The organism is Kitasatospora sp. NPDC058190 (assembly GCF_042883685.1).
GTDB lineage: Bacteria > Actinomycetota > Actinomycetes > Streptomycetales > Streptomycetaceae > Kitasatospora.
The window spans coordinates 1-15,888 of the sequence record NZ_JBHVVI010000169.1; the positions used below are offsets into that span (position 1 = coordinate 1).

At 72.2% G+C, this 15,888-nt stretch carries 17 protein-coding genes; 6 read left to right on the forward strand and 11 right to left on the reverse strand.

The features are described from left to right. Nucleotides 1-114: 114 nt before the first annotated feature. Both ACFVWU_RS41230 and ACFVWU_RS41235 read right to left on the reverse strand, forming a co-directional pair. Nucleotides 115-294 carry a hypothetical protein gene (locus ACFVWU_RS41230; RefSeq protein ID WP_387630993.1) on the reverse strand — a complete coding sequence of 60 codons (180 nt, stop codon included), beginning with the start codon at nucleotides 292-294 and terminating at the stop codon, nucleotides 115-117. A 160-nt stretch (nucleotides 295-454) separates the two neighbouring features. Next, a complete protein-coding gene (locus ACFVWU_RS41235) occupies nucleotides 455-1,165 on the reverse strand; it encodes a MarR family transcriptional regulator (RefSeq protein ID WP_387630996.1) in 711 nt (236 codons plus the stop codon). A gap of 218 nt (nucleotides 1,166-1,383) precedes the next feature. Between ACFVWU_RS41235 and ACFVWU_RS41240 the strand changes: the two genes are divergently transcribed. Continuing rightward, a complete protein-coding gene (locus ACFVWU_RS41240) occupies nucleotides 1,384-2,589 on the forward strand; it encodes a serine hydrolase domain-containing protein (RefSeq protein WP_387630999.1) in 1,206 nt (401 codons plus the stop codon). Nucleotides 2,590-2,931: 342 nt separating this feature from the next. Next, nucleotides 2,932-3,129, forward strand: coding sequence for a rhodanese-like domain-containing protein (locus tag ACFVWU_RS41245; RefSeq protein WP_387631001.1), 198 nt, complete (start codon nucleotides 2,932-2,934; stop codon nucleotides 3,127-3,129). Between the two features lie 216 nt (nucleotides 3,130-3,345). On the opposite strand, the gene ACFVWU_RS41250 is transcribed toward ACFVWU_RS41245, so the two are convergent. Continuing rightward, complete coding sequence (locus ACFVWU_RS41250; protein ID WP_387631003.1) at nucleotides 3,346-3,786, reverse strand: hypothetical protein; 441 nt, start codon at nucleotides 3,784-3,786, stop codon at nucleotides 3,346-3,348. Between the two features lie 291 nt (nucleotides 3,787-4,077). Here ACFVWU_RS41250 and ACFVWU_RS41255 point away from each other — a divergent pair, with 291 nt between their 5' ends. Further along, the gene (locus tag ACFVWU_RS41255) at nucleotides 4,078-5,019 is read left to right on the forward strand and encodes a TIGR01777 family oxidoreductase (RefSeq protein WP_387631005.1); all 942 of its coding nucleotides are present in this window, start codon (nucleotides 4,078-4,080) and stop codon (nucleotides 5,017-5,019) included. A gap of 213 nt (nucleotides 5,020-5,232) precedes the next feature. Here ACFVWU_RS41255 and ACFVWU_RS41260 read toward each other — a convergent pair whose 3' ends face one another. Then, nucleotides 5,233-5,661 carry an SRPBCC family protein gene (locus tag ACFVWU_RS41260; protein WP_387631007.1) on the reverse strand — a complete coding sequence of 143 codons (429 nt, stop codon included), beginning with the start codon at nucleotides 5,659-5,661 and terminating at the stop codon, nucleotides 5,233-5,235. Nucleotides 5,662-5,883: 222 nt separating this feature from the next. Between ACFVWU_RS41260 and ACFVWU_RS41265 the strand changes: the two genes are divergently transcribed. Continuing rightward, entirely contained in the window at nucleotides 5,884-7,518 is a 1,635-nt protein-coding gene (locus ACFVWU_RS41265) for an alpha/beta hydrolase (RefSeq protein ID WP_387631010.1), read from the forward strand. Nucleotides 7,519-7,568: 50 nt separating this feature from the next. On the opposite strand, the gene ACFVWU_RS41270 is transcribed toward ACFVWU_RS41265, so the two are convergent. Then, complete coding sequence (locus ACFVWU_RS41270) at nucleotides 7,569-9,062, reverse strand: MFS transporter (protein WP_387631011.1); 1,494 nt, start codon at nucleotides 9,060-9,062, stop codon at nucleotides 7,569-7,571. A 575-nt stretch (nucleotides 9,063-9,637) separates the two neighbouring features. Between ACFVWU_RS41270 and ACFVWU_RS41275 the strand changes: the two genes are divergently transcribed. Next, nucleotides 9,638-9,997 (forward strand): hypothetical protein, encoded by a 360-nt coding sequence (locus tag ACFVWU_RS41275; RefSeq protein WP_387631014.1) that lies wholly within the window; start codon nucleotides 9,638-9,640, stop codon nucleotides 9,995-9,997. A 126-nt stretch (nucleotides 9,998-10,123) separates the two neighbouring features. Here ACFVWU_RS41275 and ACFVWU_RS41280 read toward each other — a convergent pair whose 3' ends face one another. From ACFVWU_RS41280 to ACFVWU_RS41300, 5 genes are all read right to left on the reverse strand, one after another. Next, on the reverse strand, nucleotides 10,124-11,464 hold the full coding sequence (locus ACFVWU_RS41280; protein ID WP_387631015.1) for a M64 family metallopeptidase: 1,341 nt from the start codon (nucleotides 11,462-11,464) through the stop codon (nucleotides 10,124-10,126). A gap of 64 nt (nucleotides 11,465-11,528) precedes the next feature. After that, the gene (locus tag ACFVWU_RS41285; protein WP_387631018.1) at nucleotides 11,529-12,257 is read right to left on the reverse strand and encodes a hypothetical protein; all 729 of its coding nucleotides are present in this window, start codon (nucleotides 12,255-12,257) and stop codon (nucleotides 11,529-11,531) included. Nucleotides 12,258-12,303: 46 nt separating this feature from the next. Next, nucleotides 12,304-12,939, reverse strand: coding sequence for a hypothetical protein (locus ACFVWU_RS41290; protein WP_387631020.1), 636 nt, complete (start codon nucleotides 12,937-12,939; stop codon nucleotides 12,304-12,306). A gap of 527 nt (nucleotides 12,940-13,466) precedes the next feature. Next, nucleotides 13,467-14,213: a hypothetical protein gene (locus ACFVWU_RS41295; RefSeq protein ID WP_387631023.1), complete on the reverse strand. Its 747-nt coding sequence runs from the start codon at nucleotides 14,211-14,213 to the stop codon at nucleotides 13,467-13,469. Beyond that, nucleotides 14,210-14,698: a GNAT family N-acetyltransferase gene (locus ACFVWU_RS41300; RefSeq protein ID WP_387631026.1), complete on the reverse strand. Its 489-nt coding sequence runs from the start codon at nucleotides 14,696-14,698 to the stop codon at nucleotides 14,210-14,212. The genes ACFVWU_RS41295 and ACFVWU_RS41300 overlap by 4 nt, the downstream gene beginning before the upstream one ends. 323 nt (nucleotides 14,699-15,021) lie before the next feature. Between ACFVWU_RS41300 and ACFVWU_RS41305 the strand changes: the two genes are divergently transcribed. Next, nucleotides 15,022-15,555 carry a hypothetical protein gene (locus tag ACFVWU_RS41305; RefSeq protein ID WP_387631029.1) on the forward strand — a complete coding sequence of 178 codons (534 nt, stop codon included), beginning with the start codon at nucleotides 15,022-15,024 and terminating at the stop codon, nucleotides 15,553-15,555. Between the two features lie 26 nt (nucleotides 15,556-15,581). Here the strand turns inward: ACFVWU_RS41305 and ACFVWU_RS41310 are convergent. After that, on the reverse strand, nucleotides 15,582-15,888 hold a 307-nt coding region (locus tag ACFVWU_RS41310; RefSeq protein WP_387631032.1), incomplete at its 5' end, for a sensor histidine kinase.

Below are 15,888 nucleotides of genomic sequence, written 5' to 3' on the forward strand. Positions count from 1 at the left end.
GGACTGGATCAAGAACTGGAACGACAGCGCCCGCCCGTTCAAATGGACCAAGACCGCGGACCAGATCATCGAACGGATCTGCCGTTACTGCTCAAAAATCTCCGGACCAGCTCACTAGTGGCCGTGCGGCCCAGGACCGGTGCCGTCGTCCCACGAGCCGACGGTGGTTACCAGGAGCCACAGGAAGAACACGGCGAAAGGCATTCCCAGCACCACCAGGATCGCGAAAACGATGCGGTCACCGATCGGCTGCTTGCCGTCTCCGGGCCGATGCTCTGCTGCCACGCCGCCCACCCCCCCTGAACGTCTCCTCTCACCTCGACATAACGCCGACCGATCGTCATGTCGCCCGCCAGAAACGGCCGTTCCGCGCGGCCACGCCCCCGCCGTGATCGCGTCGACGACGGCTTCCCAGGCCACGAGTACGGGCGAAGGACACGGACGACTGCGGGCCTCAGGACATCCCGGTGCCGGAGCGCCGCCGCTCCACCGCGCGGACCAGGTCGGTGCCGATCTCGGCGAGGAAGTCCGCCGCCGTGTCCAGCCGCTGCCCGGCGGGGGTGGCGGCGCCGAGCAGGTCGGCGCCGGTGCGGGCGAACTCGGCGAGCAGGGCGTTGCGTTGGGCGCTGGCCAGCATCGAGCGGTACCAGATGTCACCGTCGATGGTGTACTGCTCGCGGCGCCCGTGCCCGTCCCGCTCGCGGTGGATCAGCCCCTGGTCCGCCAGGTAGCCGACGGCCTTGGAGACCGAGGCCGGGCTGACGCCGAGGCGCTGCACCAGGTCGGCCGCGCTCAGGCTGCCACTGTCGGTGACGTACAGGCAGCTGAGCACCCGGGCCACCATACGGGGAAGGCCGAGTTGCACCAGCAGGTCGGCCAGCCGGCCGGCGAAGTCGGCGATGGCCGCCGGGTCGCGCCCGTCCGGGACACCGGTGCCGCCTCCGGTAGGGCGGGGGAGGCCTGGGCGGCGGCGGGCCCGGCGGGCGGTGGCGCGTTGGGCGGTTTCGGCACGGTAGCGGCCGGGCCCGCCGTTGCGGGCGATCTCCCGGGTCACCGTGGAGGTGGGGCGGGCGATCAGCCGGGCGATCGCGGCGTAGTCGAGCCCCTTGGCGAGACCGGTCGCGATCGCGAGACGGTCCTGCGGGCTCAGCCTGGCACCTGGCACGGGTGGCTCCTCTGCTCTCTCCTCGGGACGAGTATCCGGATGCGGGCGACGGTTGCAACCGTGTTTGCATTCGTCGGCATCGTCATTGCAATGATTGACCGTCACTGACCTGCGGTTATGGCGCGGTTGAGGCAATCAGATGTTGATGGATCCCCGAATTCGGCCGTACGTTTTTCACCGACGACGAAAGCCCGATCGACCCAGGGGGACCACCCGCCATGAAGACCACCGCCCGCACCGCCCTCGCCACCGTTGTGGCCGCCGCCCTGCTCACCTCCGCCGCCCCGACCGCCTCCGCCGCTGAGCGCGACCACGGCAGGCACAGCGGCCACCAGGCCCTCCGGGCCGCGCTCGACCAGGCGGTCACCGGCGCCGGCCTGCCGGGTGCCACGGCCGAGGTGCGCGACAACGGCTCGACCTGGTACGGCCAGTCCGGCACGGCCGACCTGACCACCGGTCAGGAGTTCCGCCCGCAGGACCGGTTCCGGATCGGCAGCACCACCAAGACCTTCGTGGCCACCGCACTGCTCCAGCTGGAGGCCGAGGGGCGACTGAGCATGGACGACAGCGTCGAGCAGTGGCTGCCCCGCCTGGTCGACGGCAACGGCTACGACGGGTCGGCGGTCACCATCCGCCAGCTGCTCAACCACACCAGTGGGATCGCCAACATCGCCATGTCCGACGTGGCCCAGCGGGACTTCCAGGGGGAGCCCTTCCTCCAGCACCGGTTCGACACCTTCACCCCGCGCCAGCTGGTCGAGCTCGGCCTCAGCGTGAAGCCCCGGTTCGCGCCCGGCACCAGCTGGGAGTACTCCGACACCAACTACGTGCTGGCCGCGATGATCGTCGAGCAGGCCACCGGTCACAGCCTCGCCCAGGAGATCGCCGACCGCTTCGCCAAGCCGCTGCACCTCAAGAGCACCTACGAGCCGGCCGCCGACGACACCGGCATCCGCGGCCCGCACGGCCGCTTCTACTCCAAGCTCGGCCCGTTCAACGCCCCCACGCTGCCCGTCTACGACGTCACCGAGCTCAGCCCGTCCTGGGGCTACGGCTCCGGGGACATGATCTCCACCGTCGGCGACCTGAGCACCTTCTTCCAGGCCCTGCTGGGCGGCCGCCTGCTGCAGCCCACCCAGATGGCGGAGATGTTCACCATGAAGGACCCGAGCGCGGGCGCGGGGTGGGTCCCGAACTCCCACTACGGCCTGGGAGTCGGGTCGATCACCCTGTCGTGCGGCGAGGTGTGGGGGATGGGCGGTGCGATCAACGGCTCCTGGTCCTACACCTTCGGCAGCCGGGGCGGCCGCCACCTGATGTCCACCCAGGTCAACGGCGACTGGGCCAACGGTGAGGCGTGGGGGCCGATCTCGGTCTTCACCAAGGAGCTGGAGGCCGAGTTCTGTTCCGACGCGAAGAACTGACCGAGGGAGCCGTTCGTGGGTGGTGCACGGGAAGTCGGCCGGGCCGTCTTCCCGTGCGTCGTTCCCGTGCGTCGCCGGAGGGTGGCGGCCCGGCCTGCGGACTGCGGAATCGGGGCTGGATCTCGGCCCGCGCCCTTTCCTTCGGCGTACCGATGTCCCAGAAGCGGACGGTGCCGCGCGCGGTGGCGTAGGAGCCCGTACCGCCCGTGACGGCCAGGTCGAGCGGGGCGCTCGACCCCTTCGTCCTGGATCGGGTACGGGCGCGGGTCGGAGACCGAGTACCCGATCCGCAAGCTCGTCGACGGCGAGCGGATCGAACCGGGCGACGTCACCCCGCAGATCATGGAGACCTCCGGCCACACGCCCGAGTCGATCAGCATCCTGGTCTTCGAGCAGCCCGACGACCGCCGCCTCGTCCTGCACTGCGCCGGTGGCAGCCGCTCCTCCATCGCCGCCGGCCTGCTGCGCCGCGAGGGCCGTGAGGACGTCTACGACCTCATCGGCGGCTACACCGCCCGGGCCGCCGCCCCGACGGAGTGACCCTCCGCGCGGTGCGCCCGGCGGGAGGGCGGGTGCGCCGCGCGCAGTGGCAGGCGGGACGGCGGCGGTTCCCGGTTGGGCGCATCCCGGGTGCCACGTCTCCGGGGGTGCCCGGAGAGCCGGCGTCGCCGCTGCGAAGGCCGGGCGCCAGGAGCTCGCCGTCGGTGGCCGCACGGGGGACGACCAAGGGGCAGCCGCCGCCGGCGGGCCCGCTTCTCAGGCCTTGACGGTGAGCCAGGCGCCGAGGCCGCCGCAGCCGCGGGCGTCGTAGGTGGTGCTGCGGTAGCCGGCCGGGATGGGCGAGTACGGGCAGGTCCAGACGCCGTTGCGGACCAGCTCGTGGAACCAGGCGCCGACGCCGCTGCAGCCCCGGGAGTCGTAGTTCGTCAGCACGTAGCCGGAGACGATCGGCGAGCCGGAGCAGGTCCACAGGCGGTTCTGGGCGGGCTGCTGGAACCATGCGCCGTGGTTGTTGCAGCCGCCGGGGTTGTACATGGTGATGACGTAGCCGTTCGGGACGGGTGCCCCGGAGCAGCTCCAGCCACCGGCCGCCGAGGCGGTGCCGGCCGTCGTACCGGTGAGGGCGGCCGCGAGCACGGCGACCGTCGCGGCCACCCTTCCGGAGCGGGTCATCAGCTGGCGGAGGATCCTGGTCACGGCGACATCGTTCCGATCGGTCGTCTCCCCGCCGTCGGAGCGGCACGGGAGGGCGTAACAACGGGGACGCGCCGCACCCTAGCGGCGGTGATCAGGTACCCGATAGATCCGGATCGAACGATCGCCACATCTGACCGAAAACGGTCCGTCAGACCTCGCGGACCAGGACGCCCGGGGCGCGCTCCTCGGCGCGACGGTGTCCGCCGTCGGCGGCTGGCGGTTGCCCGCGAGGCGGATTTGAACGTGTTCAATTGCCGCGCTAGGCTCGAAGCCGGAAATGAGGGGGAACCCATGAAGATCGTCATTCCCGGCGGCTCCGGCGCGCTCGGGAGCCTGCTCGACCGCAGCCTGACGGCCGCCGGACACCAGGTCGTCGTCCTCAGCCGCAGGCCCGCCGGGCCTCGCCGGGTCGGGTGGGACGGGCGGAGCCTCGGGGCCTGGGCGGCGGAGGTGGACGGCAGCGACGTGGTGGTCAATCTGGCCGGGCGCAGCGTCAACTGCCGCTACACGGAGCAGAACCGGCGAGCCATGATGGACTCCCGGGTGCTCTCCACCCGGGCCGTCGGCCAGGCGATCGCCGCCGCCCGCCGCCCGCCCGCCGTCTGGCTGCAGATGAGCACCGCCACCGTGTACGCCCACCGCTACGACGCGCCCAACGACGAGCTCGGCGGGCGGATCGGCGGCGGAGAGCCCGGCGCCCCGGCCTCCTGGGGGTACAGCATCGACATCGCCCGGGCCTGGGAGGGTGCCCAGGCGGAGGCCGACACCCCGCGCACCCGCCGCCTCGCGCTGCGCACCGCCGTCGTCCTCGGGCCCGAGCGCGGCGGAGCCTTCGACGCGCTCTCCTGGCTGGCCCGACTCGGTGCCGGTGGTCCGATCGCGGGCGGCGCGCAGTACGTGTCCTGGATCCATGAGCGGGACTTCGTCCGTGCCGTCGAGTTCCTGGTCGCCCGGGACGACCTCACCGGCCCGGTCAACCTCGCCGCCCCGAACCCGCTGCCCCAGCGCGAGTTCATGCGCGACCTGCGGACGGCCTGGGGCGTGCCGCTGGCCCTGCCCGCCACGCGCTGGATGGCCGAGCTCGGCGCCTTCGCGCTGCGCTCGGAGACCGAGCTGCTGCTGAAGAGCCGTCGCGTCGTGCCGACCAGGCTGCTCGACGCGGGCTTCGCCTTCGAGCACCCGGACTGGCCGAGGGCCGCCCGGGACCTGGTGCGCCGGCTGCGCGGGCGGTAGCGCGGGCCGGGGCCCGTCGCGGGGCCGGCGCGGCTTCGCGGTGGCGGTTGCCCGGGGCGAGGCCGGGCCGGAGCCGTGGGGGCGGCGACGGGGACGGCCCGGAGCCGGCGACCGCCCTGCGGTGGCGGACCAGCTGGTCGGTCAGGACCGGATCACGGCCGAGGGGGAGCGGTGCTGCCACGTGCGCCAGCCGTACCTGGGCGGGCGGGTCCCTCAGTCCGTGGGCGAGGCCAGGAGGTGGTCCAGCACCCGGCCGAAGACCACCCGCCCGGCGAACGCCACCACCGGGTCGAACAGCCGGGGGAGGCCGGCGATCCGCAGCTCCTCGGCCCAGACCGCCTCGCTGCCCGCACCCACCGCGCGGACCCGCAGTTCGGCGCGGCCCCGGACAACCCGGCCCCGCTTCTCCAGGCGGCACAGGTCGGGTTCGCTCAGTGCCGTGATCTCCATCGGGTCGTCGAACCGCACCGGCCCGACGCCCGTCCGCGCCAGGATCACGTCCCCCACCGCCCGGCCGGTACCGCGCACCACACCGACCCGGGTGAGCGGCACCCGGTCGCCGTGCCGGGGCCAGGCGGTGAGCCGTGCCCAGGCGTCGGCGGGTGGGAGCGGGGAGCGGCGGGTCAGGGTGAAACGGGCCATGCGGCAGCCTAACCGAGCGGTCGCCGAGCTGAGCCCGGGTGATCCGGCGGCGCAGCTGCAGGATGTGCGTCCGGTGCGGCGGCGGAACGCCTTCGCCGCATGGCTGCTCCGGCGCCGGAGTGCGGAGGTGACGGATGGTCGGATCCCGACGGCGGGTCAAAGCTTGGTAAAGTCCGGTTCGCCCCCTGGATGTGCCATTGCACATGTCACATCATGCTCCCCATGAGAAAAGCCATCGCCCTTCTCGCGGCCGCCGCGGCCGTCGCCACCCTCGGCGGGACCTCCGCCTCCGCCGCCTCCGGGCCGGACGCCGCCGAGCTCGTGGACACCGGACAGGGGAAGCTCGTCTGGAGTTCCTGCAACGACGCCGCCACGCCCGCACTCCAGTGCGCGATGCTCGACGTGCCGGTGGACTACGCGGACCCGCGCGGGCGCAAGATCAAGATCAAGCTGAACCGCCTCCCCGCCACCGCCCCCGAGGAGAAGCGGCAGGGCCCGATCCTGCTCAACCCCGGTGGCCCCGGCGACTCCGGCCTCTGGATGCCGGCCTACATCTCCGGGCAGATCCCTGCCGACGTCGCCTCCACCTACGACTGGATCGGCTTCGACCCGCGCGGCACCAATGCCAGCGACCCCCATGTCGTCTGCGACGCCCACTACTTCGACGCCGAGCGCCCCGACTACCAGCTGAGCCAGGGGACTTCGAAGGCCTGGCTGAAGAAGGCGGCCGGCTACGCCGCCGACTGCGCGGCCGACTGGTCCTGGCTGCTGCCGCACATGACCACCGTCGACAACGCCCGCGACATGGACAGCATCCGCCGGGCGCTCGGCGTGCCGAAGATCAACTTCTACGGCGGCTCCTGGGGCACCTCGCTGGGCTCCACCTACGGCCAGCTGTTCCCCTCCCACGTGCGGCGGATGGTGCTGGACAGCATCGTCGGCCCGACCATCAGCTGGTACGACCACAACATCCTGCAGGACAAGGAACACCAGCGCCGCTTCGACGCGTTCGCGGCCTGGACCGCCAAGGCCGACTCCGTCTACCACCTGGGCGCCGACGCCGAGGCCGTGAAGAAGGCCTACGACCAGGTCGAGGACGCGCTGCGGAAGACCCCGGCCGACGCCGCCCCGGCACCCGGGAAGATCGGCCCGGCCGAATTCGAGGACACCTTCTACGGCGGCGGCTACAACTTCCTGCGCTGGCCCCGGATGGCCACCGTGCTCTCCGCCTACCTCACCCAGCATGACACCCGGCCGCTGACCATCGCCTACAACAAGTACGCCGCCCCCGGCACCGACGACGGCACCTTCCCCGCCTACAACGCGGCCCAGTGCACCGAGAACGCCTGGCCTCGCGACTGGGAGTTCTGGAAGAAGGACCAGGCCAAGGTCAACGCGGTCGCGCCCTTCTACACCTATAACAACATGTGGTACAACGCCGCCTGCATGTTCTGGCCCTACCAGGGCAACCCGGCGGGCCGACTGAAGATCACCGGCAAGGGCCTGCCCCCCGTCCTGCTCTTCCAGGCCACCGAGGACGCCGCCACCCCGTACGAGGGCGGCCTCGCCATGCACGACGCGCTGCCCGGCTCCAAGCTGGTCGTCCAGAACGGCGGCAGCTTCCACGAGATCCTCTTCCACGGCAACGCCTGCCTGGACGACACCTTCACCGCCTACCTGCGCGACGGCAGCCTGCCCCAGGGCAAGGGACGGATCGCCAAGACCTGCGCGCCCGAGTCCGATCCGACCCCGGTGTACGTCACCCCGCCGCCGGCCACGGCCAAGTCGCTGACGGCCGAACCGACCGGCCCGCTCGCGCCCGGTGACCCGGAGGCCGTGCGCGGCGTGCTGCGCTAGACGCGCCCTGCGGGTCTCGGCGGACCCGGCGAAGATCCGCGCGACACGCCCTACGTCCGTTCGGGTGGGGTGACGGCGCTCAGCGGCGCAGCCAGCGACTCCAGGCTGCGCCGCTCCGCCCGTACGCCGATGGCCGCCTCGACCAGGCCCGCGGCCGTCATCAGCGCGGCGCCGATGCAGAAGGCGAGCACGGTGTCGGAGACCTTGCCGCTGCTGACCAGGCCGTTGAACAACAGCGGGCCGCTGATGCCGCCGACCGCCGTGCCGACGGCGTAGAAGAAGGCGATGGACATCGCCCTGGTCTCCAGCGGGAAGATCTCGCTGACCGTCAGATAGGCCGCGCTGGCCCCGGCGGAGGCCAGGAACAGCACGGCCGTCCAGCAGGCCGTCATGGTGGCGGCGGAGAGCGCGCCGTGCTGGAAGAGGGCGGCGGTGGCGAACAGCAGGACGCCGGAGCCGACGTACGTTCCGGCGATCATCGGCTTGCGGCCGAGCGTGTCGAAGAGGTGGCCGAGCAGCAGCGGACCGAGGAAGTTGCCGACCGCGATCACCGCGAAGTAGTAGCCGGTGTCACCCTCCGGCACGGCGAAGAACGTGGTCAGGATGGTGGCGTAGCCGAAGGTCACCGCGTTGTAGAGGAAGGCCTGGCCGACGAAGAGCGCCAGGCCGAGCACGGTGCGGCGCGGGTGGTGGGCGATCACCGTGCGGACGATCGTGTCGAAGCCCAGCGGTGCGCGCTCGCGGATCAGGATCGGCTCGCCGGTGGCCGCCGGCAGCGGCCGACCGCTCTCGCGCTCGACGGCCTGCTCCGCCTCGATCACCACCTGCTCCGCCTCCAGCGCCCGCCCGTGGGTGAACAGCCAGCGCGGGCTCTCCGGGACGTGCCGGCGCACCAGCAGGATCACCAGGCCCAGCACCACGCCGATGCCGAAGGCGAGCCGCCAGCCCACGTCCGTCGCGAACAGCGCGGTGTCGAGCAGGGCGATCGAGGCGAAGGCGCCGATCGCGGCACCCACCCAGAAGCTGCCGTTGATGATCAGGTCGACCCGGCCGCGCACCCGGGCCGGGATCAGCTCGTCGATCGCCGAGTTGATCGCCGCGTACTCGCCGCCGATGCCGAAGCCCGTGACGAAGCGGCAGAGGAAGAAGAACCAGGCCGTCCAGGACAGGGCCGTGACGGCGGTGGCCGCCAGGTAGACGGCGAGGGTGACCATGAACAGCTTCTTGCGGCCCAGCCGGTCGGTCAGCCAGCCGAAGAACAGCGCGCCGGTGCAGGCTCCCGCCACGTAGAGGGCGGCGGCGACGGTGGTGACCTGGGTGGTGGTGATGGCGATGCCGCTGCCGTTCTGGGCGAGCCGGCCGGCCATGTTGCCGACGATCGTCACCTCCAGGCCGTCCAGGATCCATACCGTGCCGAGGCCGATCACGATCCGCCAGTGCCAGCGCGACCAGGGCAGCCGGTCCAGCCGGGTGGGCACGTCGGTGGCGATGACACCGGGTGCCGGCCGTCGTGCGCGGTGGGACGACTTCGCGGGATCGGCCACGGCGGACCTCCTTCGCTGGCCGGCCGCCGTCGCGTGGCTTGGTCACGCTCGGTGAACGGCGGCGTTCCTCCGTCATGATGCCCCGGGGTCGGCGGCGGCGCCGCTCGGGCGGGGTCGGAGGGTGGCGAGGCCCATGCTGAACGGGATGACCGCCAGGGTGATGTCGGCGATCGTCCGAGTGACGGGAGCCGTGCTCCATGCCGCGAGCAGCAGCACCGCGCCTGCGACGGGGTCGAGCGCGAGCGGGGCTGTGACGGCCCCCGCAGCCGGCGAAGGCGGAAGGCGGCGGTGGCGTCGGCCGGTGGCTGGCCCGTACCGCCGGCCCGGCGGAGCGGGGCCCGGGGCGCATGAGTAGGAGTACTCGGTTCCGGACGCCCCCAGGACGCCGGATGCGCCTGGGCGTGCGCCGGTGCGCCGGGTGGGTGCTCAAGCCCAAGTCACCGGATGAGAAACGGACTTGGCGCTCGACGCCGGCGTGGTGGAGCATGGGCGGGCCCGGTCAGTTGCGGTGCGCTTGCGCCGCGGCCGGGGCCGCACGCGTGCGGTGAGAGGAGGCGGGTCCGGTGGGTCGTCCGGTGGCACGTCCGTTTCTCATCCGGGGTAGAGCGGTTCCGCTGGCCAGGTATCTGGCGGAGGAGGGCATCGAGGGCCTGGTGGCCTGTTCGTGCATCGGGAACGAGGTCACCCTCGACCTCGCCGACACCCGGATCCTGGTGAGCCTCGTCGACGTCGCAGGAGTGGTGCGGCTCAACTTCCACATGGTCCAGGACGGTCCGGCCAAGCCCCGCTCCTGGTCCCGCCGACTGCCGAGCGAGACCGAGCCGAGGGAGATCGCGGCGCGGATAGCACGGGACGTCCGGACGCTGGAGCGGGAACTGGCACCGCTGCGCCGTCGGCCGCCGCAGGGGCCGGAGCAGCGCCGGCCGGCGACGTAGGCGGCCCGGACCCGGCAGCACTCCGCCGCCGGGCCCGGTTCCGTTCGCCGTGTTGGCCCGTCAGCGACCGTAGTGAACGGGAGTTGTCGCCGGACTCGGCCTCCTGCGCCCCTTGGGCTCCGGTGTCTATCGGCTGACGAGCCAGGACAGGCTGCCGGTCAGCCCCGTCCGCAGCGCCGGGTCCGCCACCGCCGGGGTGGGGTCGGTGGCGACGGCGGTGAGCAGGTGGGGCCGCGAGCGCGGGCCGGTCAGGTGCAGCAGCCCGAGGTCGAGCGTCGTACGGCCGCGCAGCTGCGGCTGCTCGCGCCCGTCCAGGAACCAGCGCAGCCCGGTGCCGGGCACCGGCAGGTCGACGGTCAGGCGGTCGGCGGCGGTGAGCCAGGCGTCGGTGGAGGTCGGGCTGGTCAGCGGGGTGGCGTGGCGGTAGAAGCCGGCGATCATCGCCTCCCGTCCGGGCAGGTTGAACTCGCGCCCGAGCGAGCGCATGATCGAGTTCTCGGTCGGCCGGTAGAGCCCCGTCGGGTAGTAGCCGCCGCCCTCGTACGTCCCGACCGTCCCGCCGTCCGGCGAGGCCTGGCCGAGCCAGCGGGACCACTTGACGCCCTGGTCACGCATCCGGTCGGCGGTCAGCGTGCTGAGGTTGGCCTCCGGGGGCTCCTCGCCCTGGTACGTCCCCTGGCCGTCGTACGCGTACTCGTCGGCCAGCTTGCCCAGTGAATGCCCGGTCTCGTGCACGGCGATCTGCCCGGACTTGGCATTGCCGCCCGCCACGGTGGCGATGCCCTCATAACCCAGCGGGGACTTGACGTCGTTGTAGCCCGCGCCGCCGTACTTGGCGCTGTTGGCCACCACGATCACCAGGTCCGCCTGCGGAGCCTTCGCGGCGTAGCGGTCGACCGCCTTGTCGTCCACGCAGAGCAGCCGCTCCACGCCGTCGCACCAGAAGTACGAGCCGAGCGCGGTGTGCCGGACCGTCGCCCGGTCCGGATCGCCAGTGACGCCGGACTCGGGCGAGACGGCGGACACCGCCCAGACGTTGAACAGGCCGCGGTAGGTGGCGTACGGCTCGACGGCGGTGATCTCGCGCCACTTCTCGACGGCATCGGCGCGGAACTTCTCCTGCTCCTGGGCCGCGTAGCCGTCGCCGATCACCACCACGTCCAGCTTGGTGGCGGTGTCGCCGTTGTGGACCAGCGGGGTGACCTCGCCGTCGCCGTCGCTCGGTGTGGTCAGGCCGGGGGTCGGGGTGGCGACGTAGGGGGAGGTGGTCGGCGCCGTGGTGCGGGAGATGCCGCCGTCCTCGGCGAAGACCTCCACCTGCTGCCGGGGTTGGTCGGTGCCCGGCGCGCTCCAGGCGGGGGCGGCGCCGAGGAGCGCCGCGGCGAGGGTGGTGGTGAGCAGGGCGGTTGCGGTCCTGGTGGCTGTCCTGGTGGCAGTCCTGGTCGCTGTCCTGGTCCTGAGGTGCACGGGGTGGCCTCCCGGTGGGCGATGTGTGGGAGACCCCTTCCCTTGTTCTAGACCTGACAACCGTTCAGCGGCTACCCGAGAGCGCCTCCGCCAGGACGTGGGCCTGCTCCTCGGTGATGCCGAGAGCGAGCGGGATCCGCCGGGGGCTGTGGTCCGAGGAGCAGACCGGGATCGGACTGTCGACCGCGACGCTCCACCGTGGCTGGTGCGCCGGCCCGGTCTCGTCCACGAGCCGCGCGGCCAACTCCCGGGCGGTCTCCGCCCGGAGGCCGACCGCGACCAGGGCCTCGGCCACCGTCTGCTGCGCCTCCGGCGGCGTGTCGGCGTCGCCGAGCACCGGAAGGAGCAGCAGAAGCCGCCGCGCCTCGTCGCCGAGCCCCTCGGGGGCGTCGTCGTCGGTGCTCCGCGCGAGGGCGGTCAGCTCGCGCCAGGCGAGCCCGGGGCCGGAACCGTGCGGACCGTGCTGCCCGAGGAAGCCCAGCCGGCCCCAGTCAGGGTGGTGGACGAAGAAGTCGATGACGTTCTCGTCCTCGAAGTTCTGGTACGCGACGCAGGCGGTGTGGCCCCGGCCGAACGGCATCCGCAGCACCAGTCCCGGGGACTCGGCGTCGCCGAGCCGCTCCAGCATGGCGTCGTAGGCCTCCTCCGCGACGCCGTACGCCTCCGGTTCCTCGTCGCCGTGGCCCAGGGTCAGGAGGAGATGGGCGAGCCAGAAGGCGGGCTCGCGCGCGAGCTCCTCGCCCGCGCGCAGCTCCTCGTCCTCGTACTCGGGGATGTGCACCGCAGCAGTCATGCGGGGGAGCGTAGTGCGCGGTTCGGACGGGACGGCGGAGCGGGGGTCAGAACTCCTCGAAGGTGGTGTACGTGATGACGGCCACGATCAGCCAGCACACCACGGCGACGCCCAGGGTGACGATCAGCGGCCACTGGATGGTGATCAGGAAGATGGAGCCGATGCCGGTCGCGATCGTGATCCCGGCGGCGTACCCCAGGGCCATACCCACCAGGTATTCGATGTCCCCGACCATGCCGGTGACGATCATGACCAGTCCGACCGCGATCAGCCCGCTGAACTCCGCGATCGCCAGGTACGGGGCGTACGGCGGCCGGGCGCGGTGCCCGTGGTAACTGAGCTCGAACACCTTGCCCTTCAGGATCTTCAGGTCCACGACGGTACCGGTGTCGACGTCCCGGTAGAACGCCTTGCCGACGTAGTAGCGGCCGGTGGGCGCCGTCTCGCGGGCCACGGTCAGCACGTAGTCGGTCGAGTCGGAGCTCGGCTCCTCCGACTTCTTCGTCACCCGGCCGCTCTCCAGTGTCACGCAGTCGTCGCCGGGCTTCGCCGCCGGGGCGCAGACCGGAGTGGCGCGGTACGCGCGGGCCTCCTCGAAGGTGTCGGTGAACTGGACGAAGCCGAGAACGGTGAGGGCGAGCCCGACGACGACGAGCACGACGTGGGCGGCGGGCCGGAGCATCTCGCCGAGGCTGCGCGTCCGCGGCGGCGCTGTGGGCCGCGGCCTGGGCTCCGGCTTCGGGGGCGTGTTCTCGATGGGAATCGAGTTCTCAGGCATCGTCACCGCCCCGCGTCGGCACGGTCCGCTCGTTCATGGCCATCCCCACCCCTGTAGCCTTCCCCGACTTCTCCGCCCGTGGCGACCCGTCGAACGCGCAACTGGCCGCACTGGAGGCTATCGCCCGCACGCTGCCGTGCCTTGCGGCCCGCGGGCTTTCGTACGGCCGACTTCCCGGGCCCGGGCCACCGTCCCGCCGGGACCGGATCGGCCGCGGCTCCCTCGACTACCGCGCAGCCGGTCGAGAGCGCAGCGGAAGCGGATCCGCTGAGCACGCGGGAGGACTGCGGCGCGTGGCGGTCTGTCTCGGAGGCCGGTGCCGCGGTGATCGCGACCGGGTGGACATGAGACGGGCGGGCCAGGTCGAGGTGGGCGGCGATGGCAGGTGCCGGTGCCGGGAACCGGGTGTCTGGGGCTACTGCCGGTGCTGGTCAGGAGGGCTGGTGGGCCGGGGAGTTCGGGCGGGGCCGCATCAGGAGCAGGTCCTCGCCCCAGGCGTCCAGCACCGCCGCGTGGCCGGCGGTCCGGGCAGCCGCCTCGACCCGGGCGAAGAGCCGCTGCTGCGGGGCCACTTCGCCGGTCGCGGCGATCCGGGCGACGGTGTCCAGCAGCGCGGCGCTCTCCCATCCTGGCAGCGGGAACCGGTCCAGCTCCCAGGCCAGGTACTTGTTGTAGGGGCGCGGTCGGCGGTCCAGGGCGAAGAGCAGGTCGAGCAGGAACCCGACACTGGCGGCCGCGTCGAGGTGGCCGGCGAGCGGGTTGCCATCGCGGTGGTTCTTGACCGAGCGGTAGAGCGAGTTGGCGTAGGCGTCCAGCAGGGCGGCGCCGGACCGGAAGGCCTCCTCGGCGCCGAGCCGTCCCATCGCGGCGACGATCCGGCTGACCTCCCCGCCGCAGCGGTCGACCAGCACCCGGGAGCGGGCGATGGCGTACCGTTCCCAGTCGGCGGGCCGGCGGAACCGTTCGAGGGTGGTGACGACCAGGTCGAGCCGCGCGGAGCGGTAGCCGTCGAGCGCGGCCAGCTCGCTCGCCGCGTCGTCGGCGAGGATGACGTAGAGGTCGTGGTCGGAGTGAGGGGTGGTCATGCCGTCGTGGGCCCGGGAGCCCTTGAGGACGAGCCCGACGACGGCCGGGTCGGCCGTCGCATCGGCGACGAACGCCGCGAAATCCAGCGTCATGCCAGGTCCTTGCGCATCAGCGTGCACATCGTCTCGTACCGCTGGAGCGAGCCGTCCTCGGCCTCCACGTCCCAGGAGTCGAGCGCGCGGCCGAAGTCCTGGTAGCCCAGGCGTTCGTAGAGGGCGCGGGCGCGCGGGTTGCTCTCCTCGACGCCGAGTTCGGCGCGGGTCAGGCCCCGGGCGCCGATCCGCTGCTCGGCGGAGCGGATCAGCAGTGTGCCGATCCCGCAGGACTGCAGGGCCGGGTGGACGCTGAGTTGCCAGAGCGTGCCGGTGCCGGGTTTGACCGTGTAGTCGATGCCGCCGACCGCCACCGGGAGCCCGACCGGCGTGCAGACCGCCAGGTAGTCGATCTCGCCCGCCTCGGCGCGACGGATCTGGTGGACGAGCTCCCGCACGTGCTTGGGGGAGCCGGCCCAGCCGCAGGACGGCAGGTCCGTGTCGGTGAGGCCGCGCACGGACAGCTGCAGTCTGATCTCGGTCATCGCCGCATCCCTTCGACTCCGACAGTGGCCGTCTCCCATTTCAGCAAGTTGATCCCCGTGCCGTCCAAGGGGTTTCGGACCGGCCCCGAGGTCAGCCGGAAGGGACTGTGCTCGCGACTGGGGCCGGGCGTCGGCGGCGCGGTCGGGGCGTCCGGAGGTAGCAGGGTTGACGCCGGCGGGATCGCCGATCTTGTGACGCCGCCTGTCGGCATCCGGCCGAACCAGCTGGAGAAGGCAGCCTTGCTGGTCGTACCGGCTCGTGGACCGGTAGCGTAGTGATCTTCGCCAGGAGCAGGCCGGTGAAGTCCTGAAGGTGAACGCCGATGACCGACTTGCACGCCCGGTGTGCGGAACTTCGCCTCGACGCGGCCCTGGAGGGCCTCGCTCGCGTCTTCCGCGGGGCGACCGCGCACCCCGAGGAGTCCAACTGCGAGTGCCACTGGGGCAGCGCTGAACAGCTCGCCCTCCTCAAAGTGCCGGGCGTGAAGCTCGATCCTGACCTCCTCCGGCTGACCTGGCAGGCCCCCGACTGGAGCGACCACGGCTCGGTGCTGCGCCGCATCCTGCCTCAGCTCGCGTGCGCCGTCGTCGACAGCCGATCAGAGTCGTTCAAGTACCGGGACGAGATCGGCGTCTCGCTCGCCCGCGGGCGCTGGCAGGAATGGCCCCGGGAGCAGGCTGCGGCTGTGTGGGAGTTCCTGCACGCAATCTGGGCCCACAGCCTCGTCAACTCCGACGCCGTCGACGATGGTGGCGTGGGGGCGGTGTTCGGCGATGGCGGTGGCGAAGCCGGGGGCGTCGTGGGTGATCGCGCACACGTGGAAGTCCTTGGCGGTCAGCAGCAGTTCCAGCCCTGAGGACAACAGGACGTTGTCCTCGGCGATCACGACTCGCATGCCAGGCTCACCGCGATGGTGGTCGGGCCGCCGATGGGGCTGTTGAGGTGTATGGTGCCGTCGAGTGCCAGGACACGGTGGCGGATTCCGGTGATGCCGCTGCCCAGTGTCTTGTCGGCGCCGCCGACCCCGTCGTCGGTGACCTGGATCGACAGTCGCTGTTCGTCGCGTGTGACGCGCACGGTGGCCCGGGTGGCGCGGCTGTGTTTGGCGGCGTTGGTGAGTGCCTCGGCGATCGTGAAGTAGGCCACCGCCTCGACCGCGGCGGGGAGCGCGTCGAGGTCGCCGACGTCG

Excerpts from the sequence above, each read along its gene's own strand:
- ACFVWU_RS41240 (WP_387630999.1), top strand. The coding sequence starts at position 1,384 with ATGAAGACCACCGCCCGCACCGCCCTCGCCACCGTTGTGGCCGCCGCC.
- ACFVWU_RS41245 (WP_387631001.1), top strand. The coding sequence starts at position 2,932 with ATGGAGACCTCCGGCCACACGCCCGAGTCGATCAGCATCCTGGTCTTC.
- ACFVWU_RS41255 (WP_387631005.1), top strand. The coding sequence starts at position 4,078 with ATGAAGATCGTCATTCCCGGCGGCTCCGGCGCGCTCGGGAGCCTGCTC.
- ACFVWU_RS41260 (WP_387631007.1), bottom strand. The coding sequence starts at position 5,661 with ATGGCCCGTTTCACCCTGACCCGCCGCTCCCCGCTCCCACCCGCCGAC.
- ACFVWU_RS41265 (WP_387631010.1), top strand. The coding sequence starts at position 5,884 with ATGAGAAAAGCCATCGCCCTTCTCGCGGCCGCCGCGGCCGTCGCCACC.
- ACFVWU_RS41285 (WP_387631018.1), bottom strand. The coding sequence starts at position 12,257 with ATGACTGCTGCGGTGCACATCCCCGAGTACGAGGACGAGGAGCTGCGC.
- ACFVWU_RS41290 (WP_387631020.1), bottom strand. The coding sequence starts at position 12,939 with ATGCTCCGGCCCGCCGCCCACGTCGTGCTCGTCGTCGTCGGGCTCGCC.
- ACFVWU_RS41295 (WP_387631023.1), bottom strand. The coding sequence starts at position 14,213 with ATGACGCTGGATTTCGCGGCGTTCGTCGCCGATGCGACGGCCGACCCG.
- ACFVWU_RS41300 (WP_387631026.1), bottom strand. The coding sequence starts at position 14,698 with ATGACCGAGATCAGACTGCAGCTGTCCGTGCGCGGCCTCACCGACACG.
- ACFVWU_RS41305 (WP_387631029.1), top strand. The coding sequence starts at position 15,022 with ATGACCGACTTGCACGCCCGGTGTGCGGAACTTCGCCTCGACGCGGCC.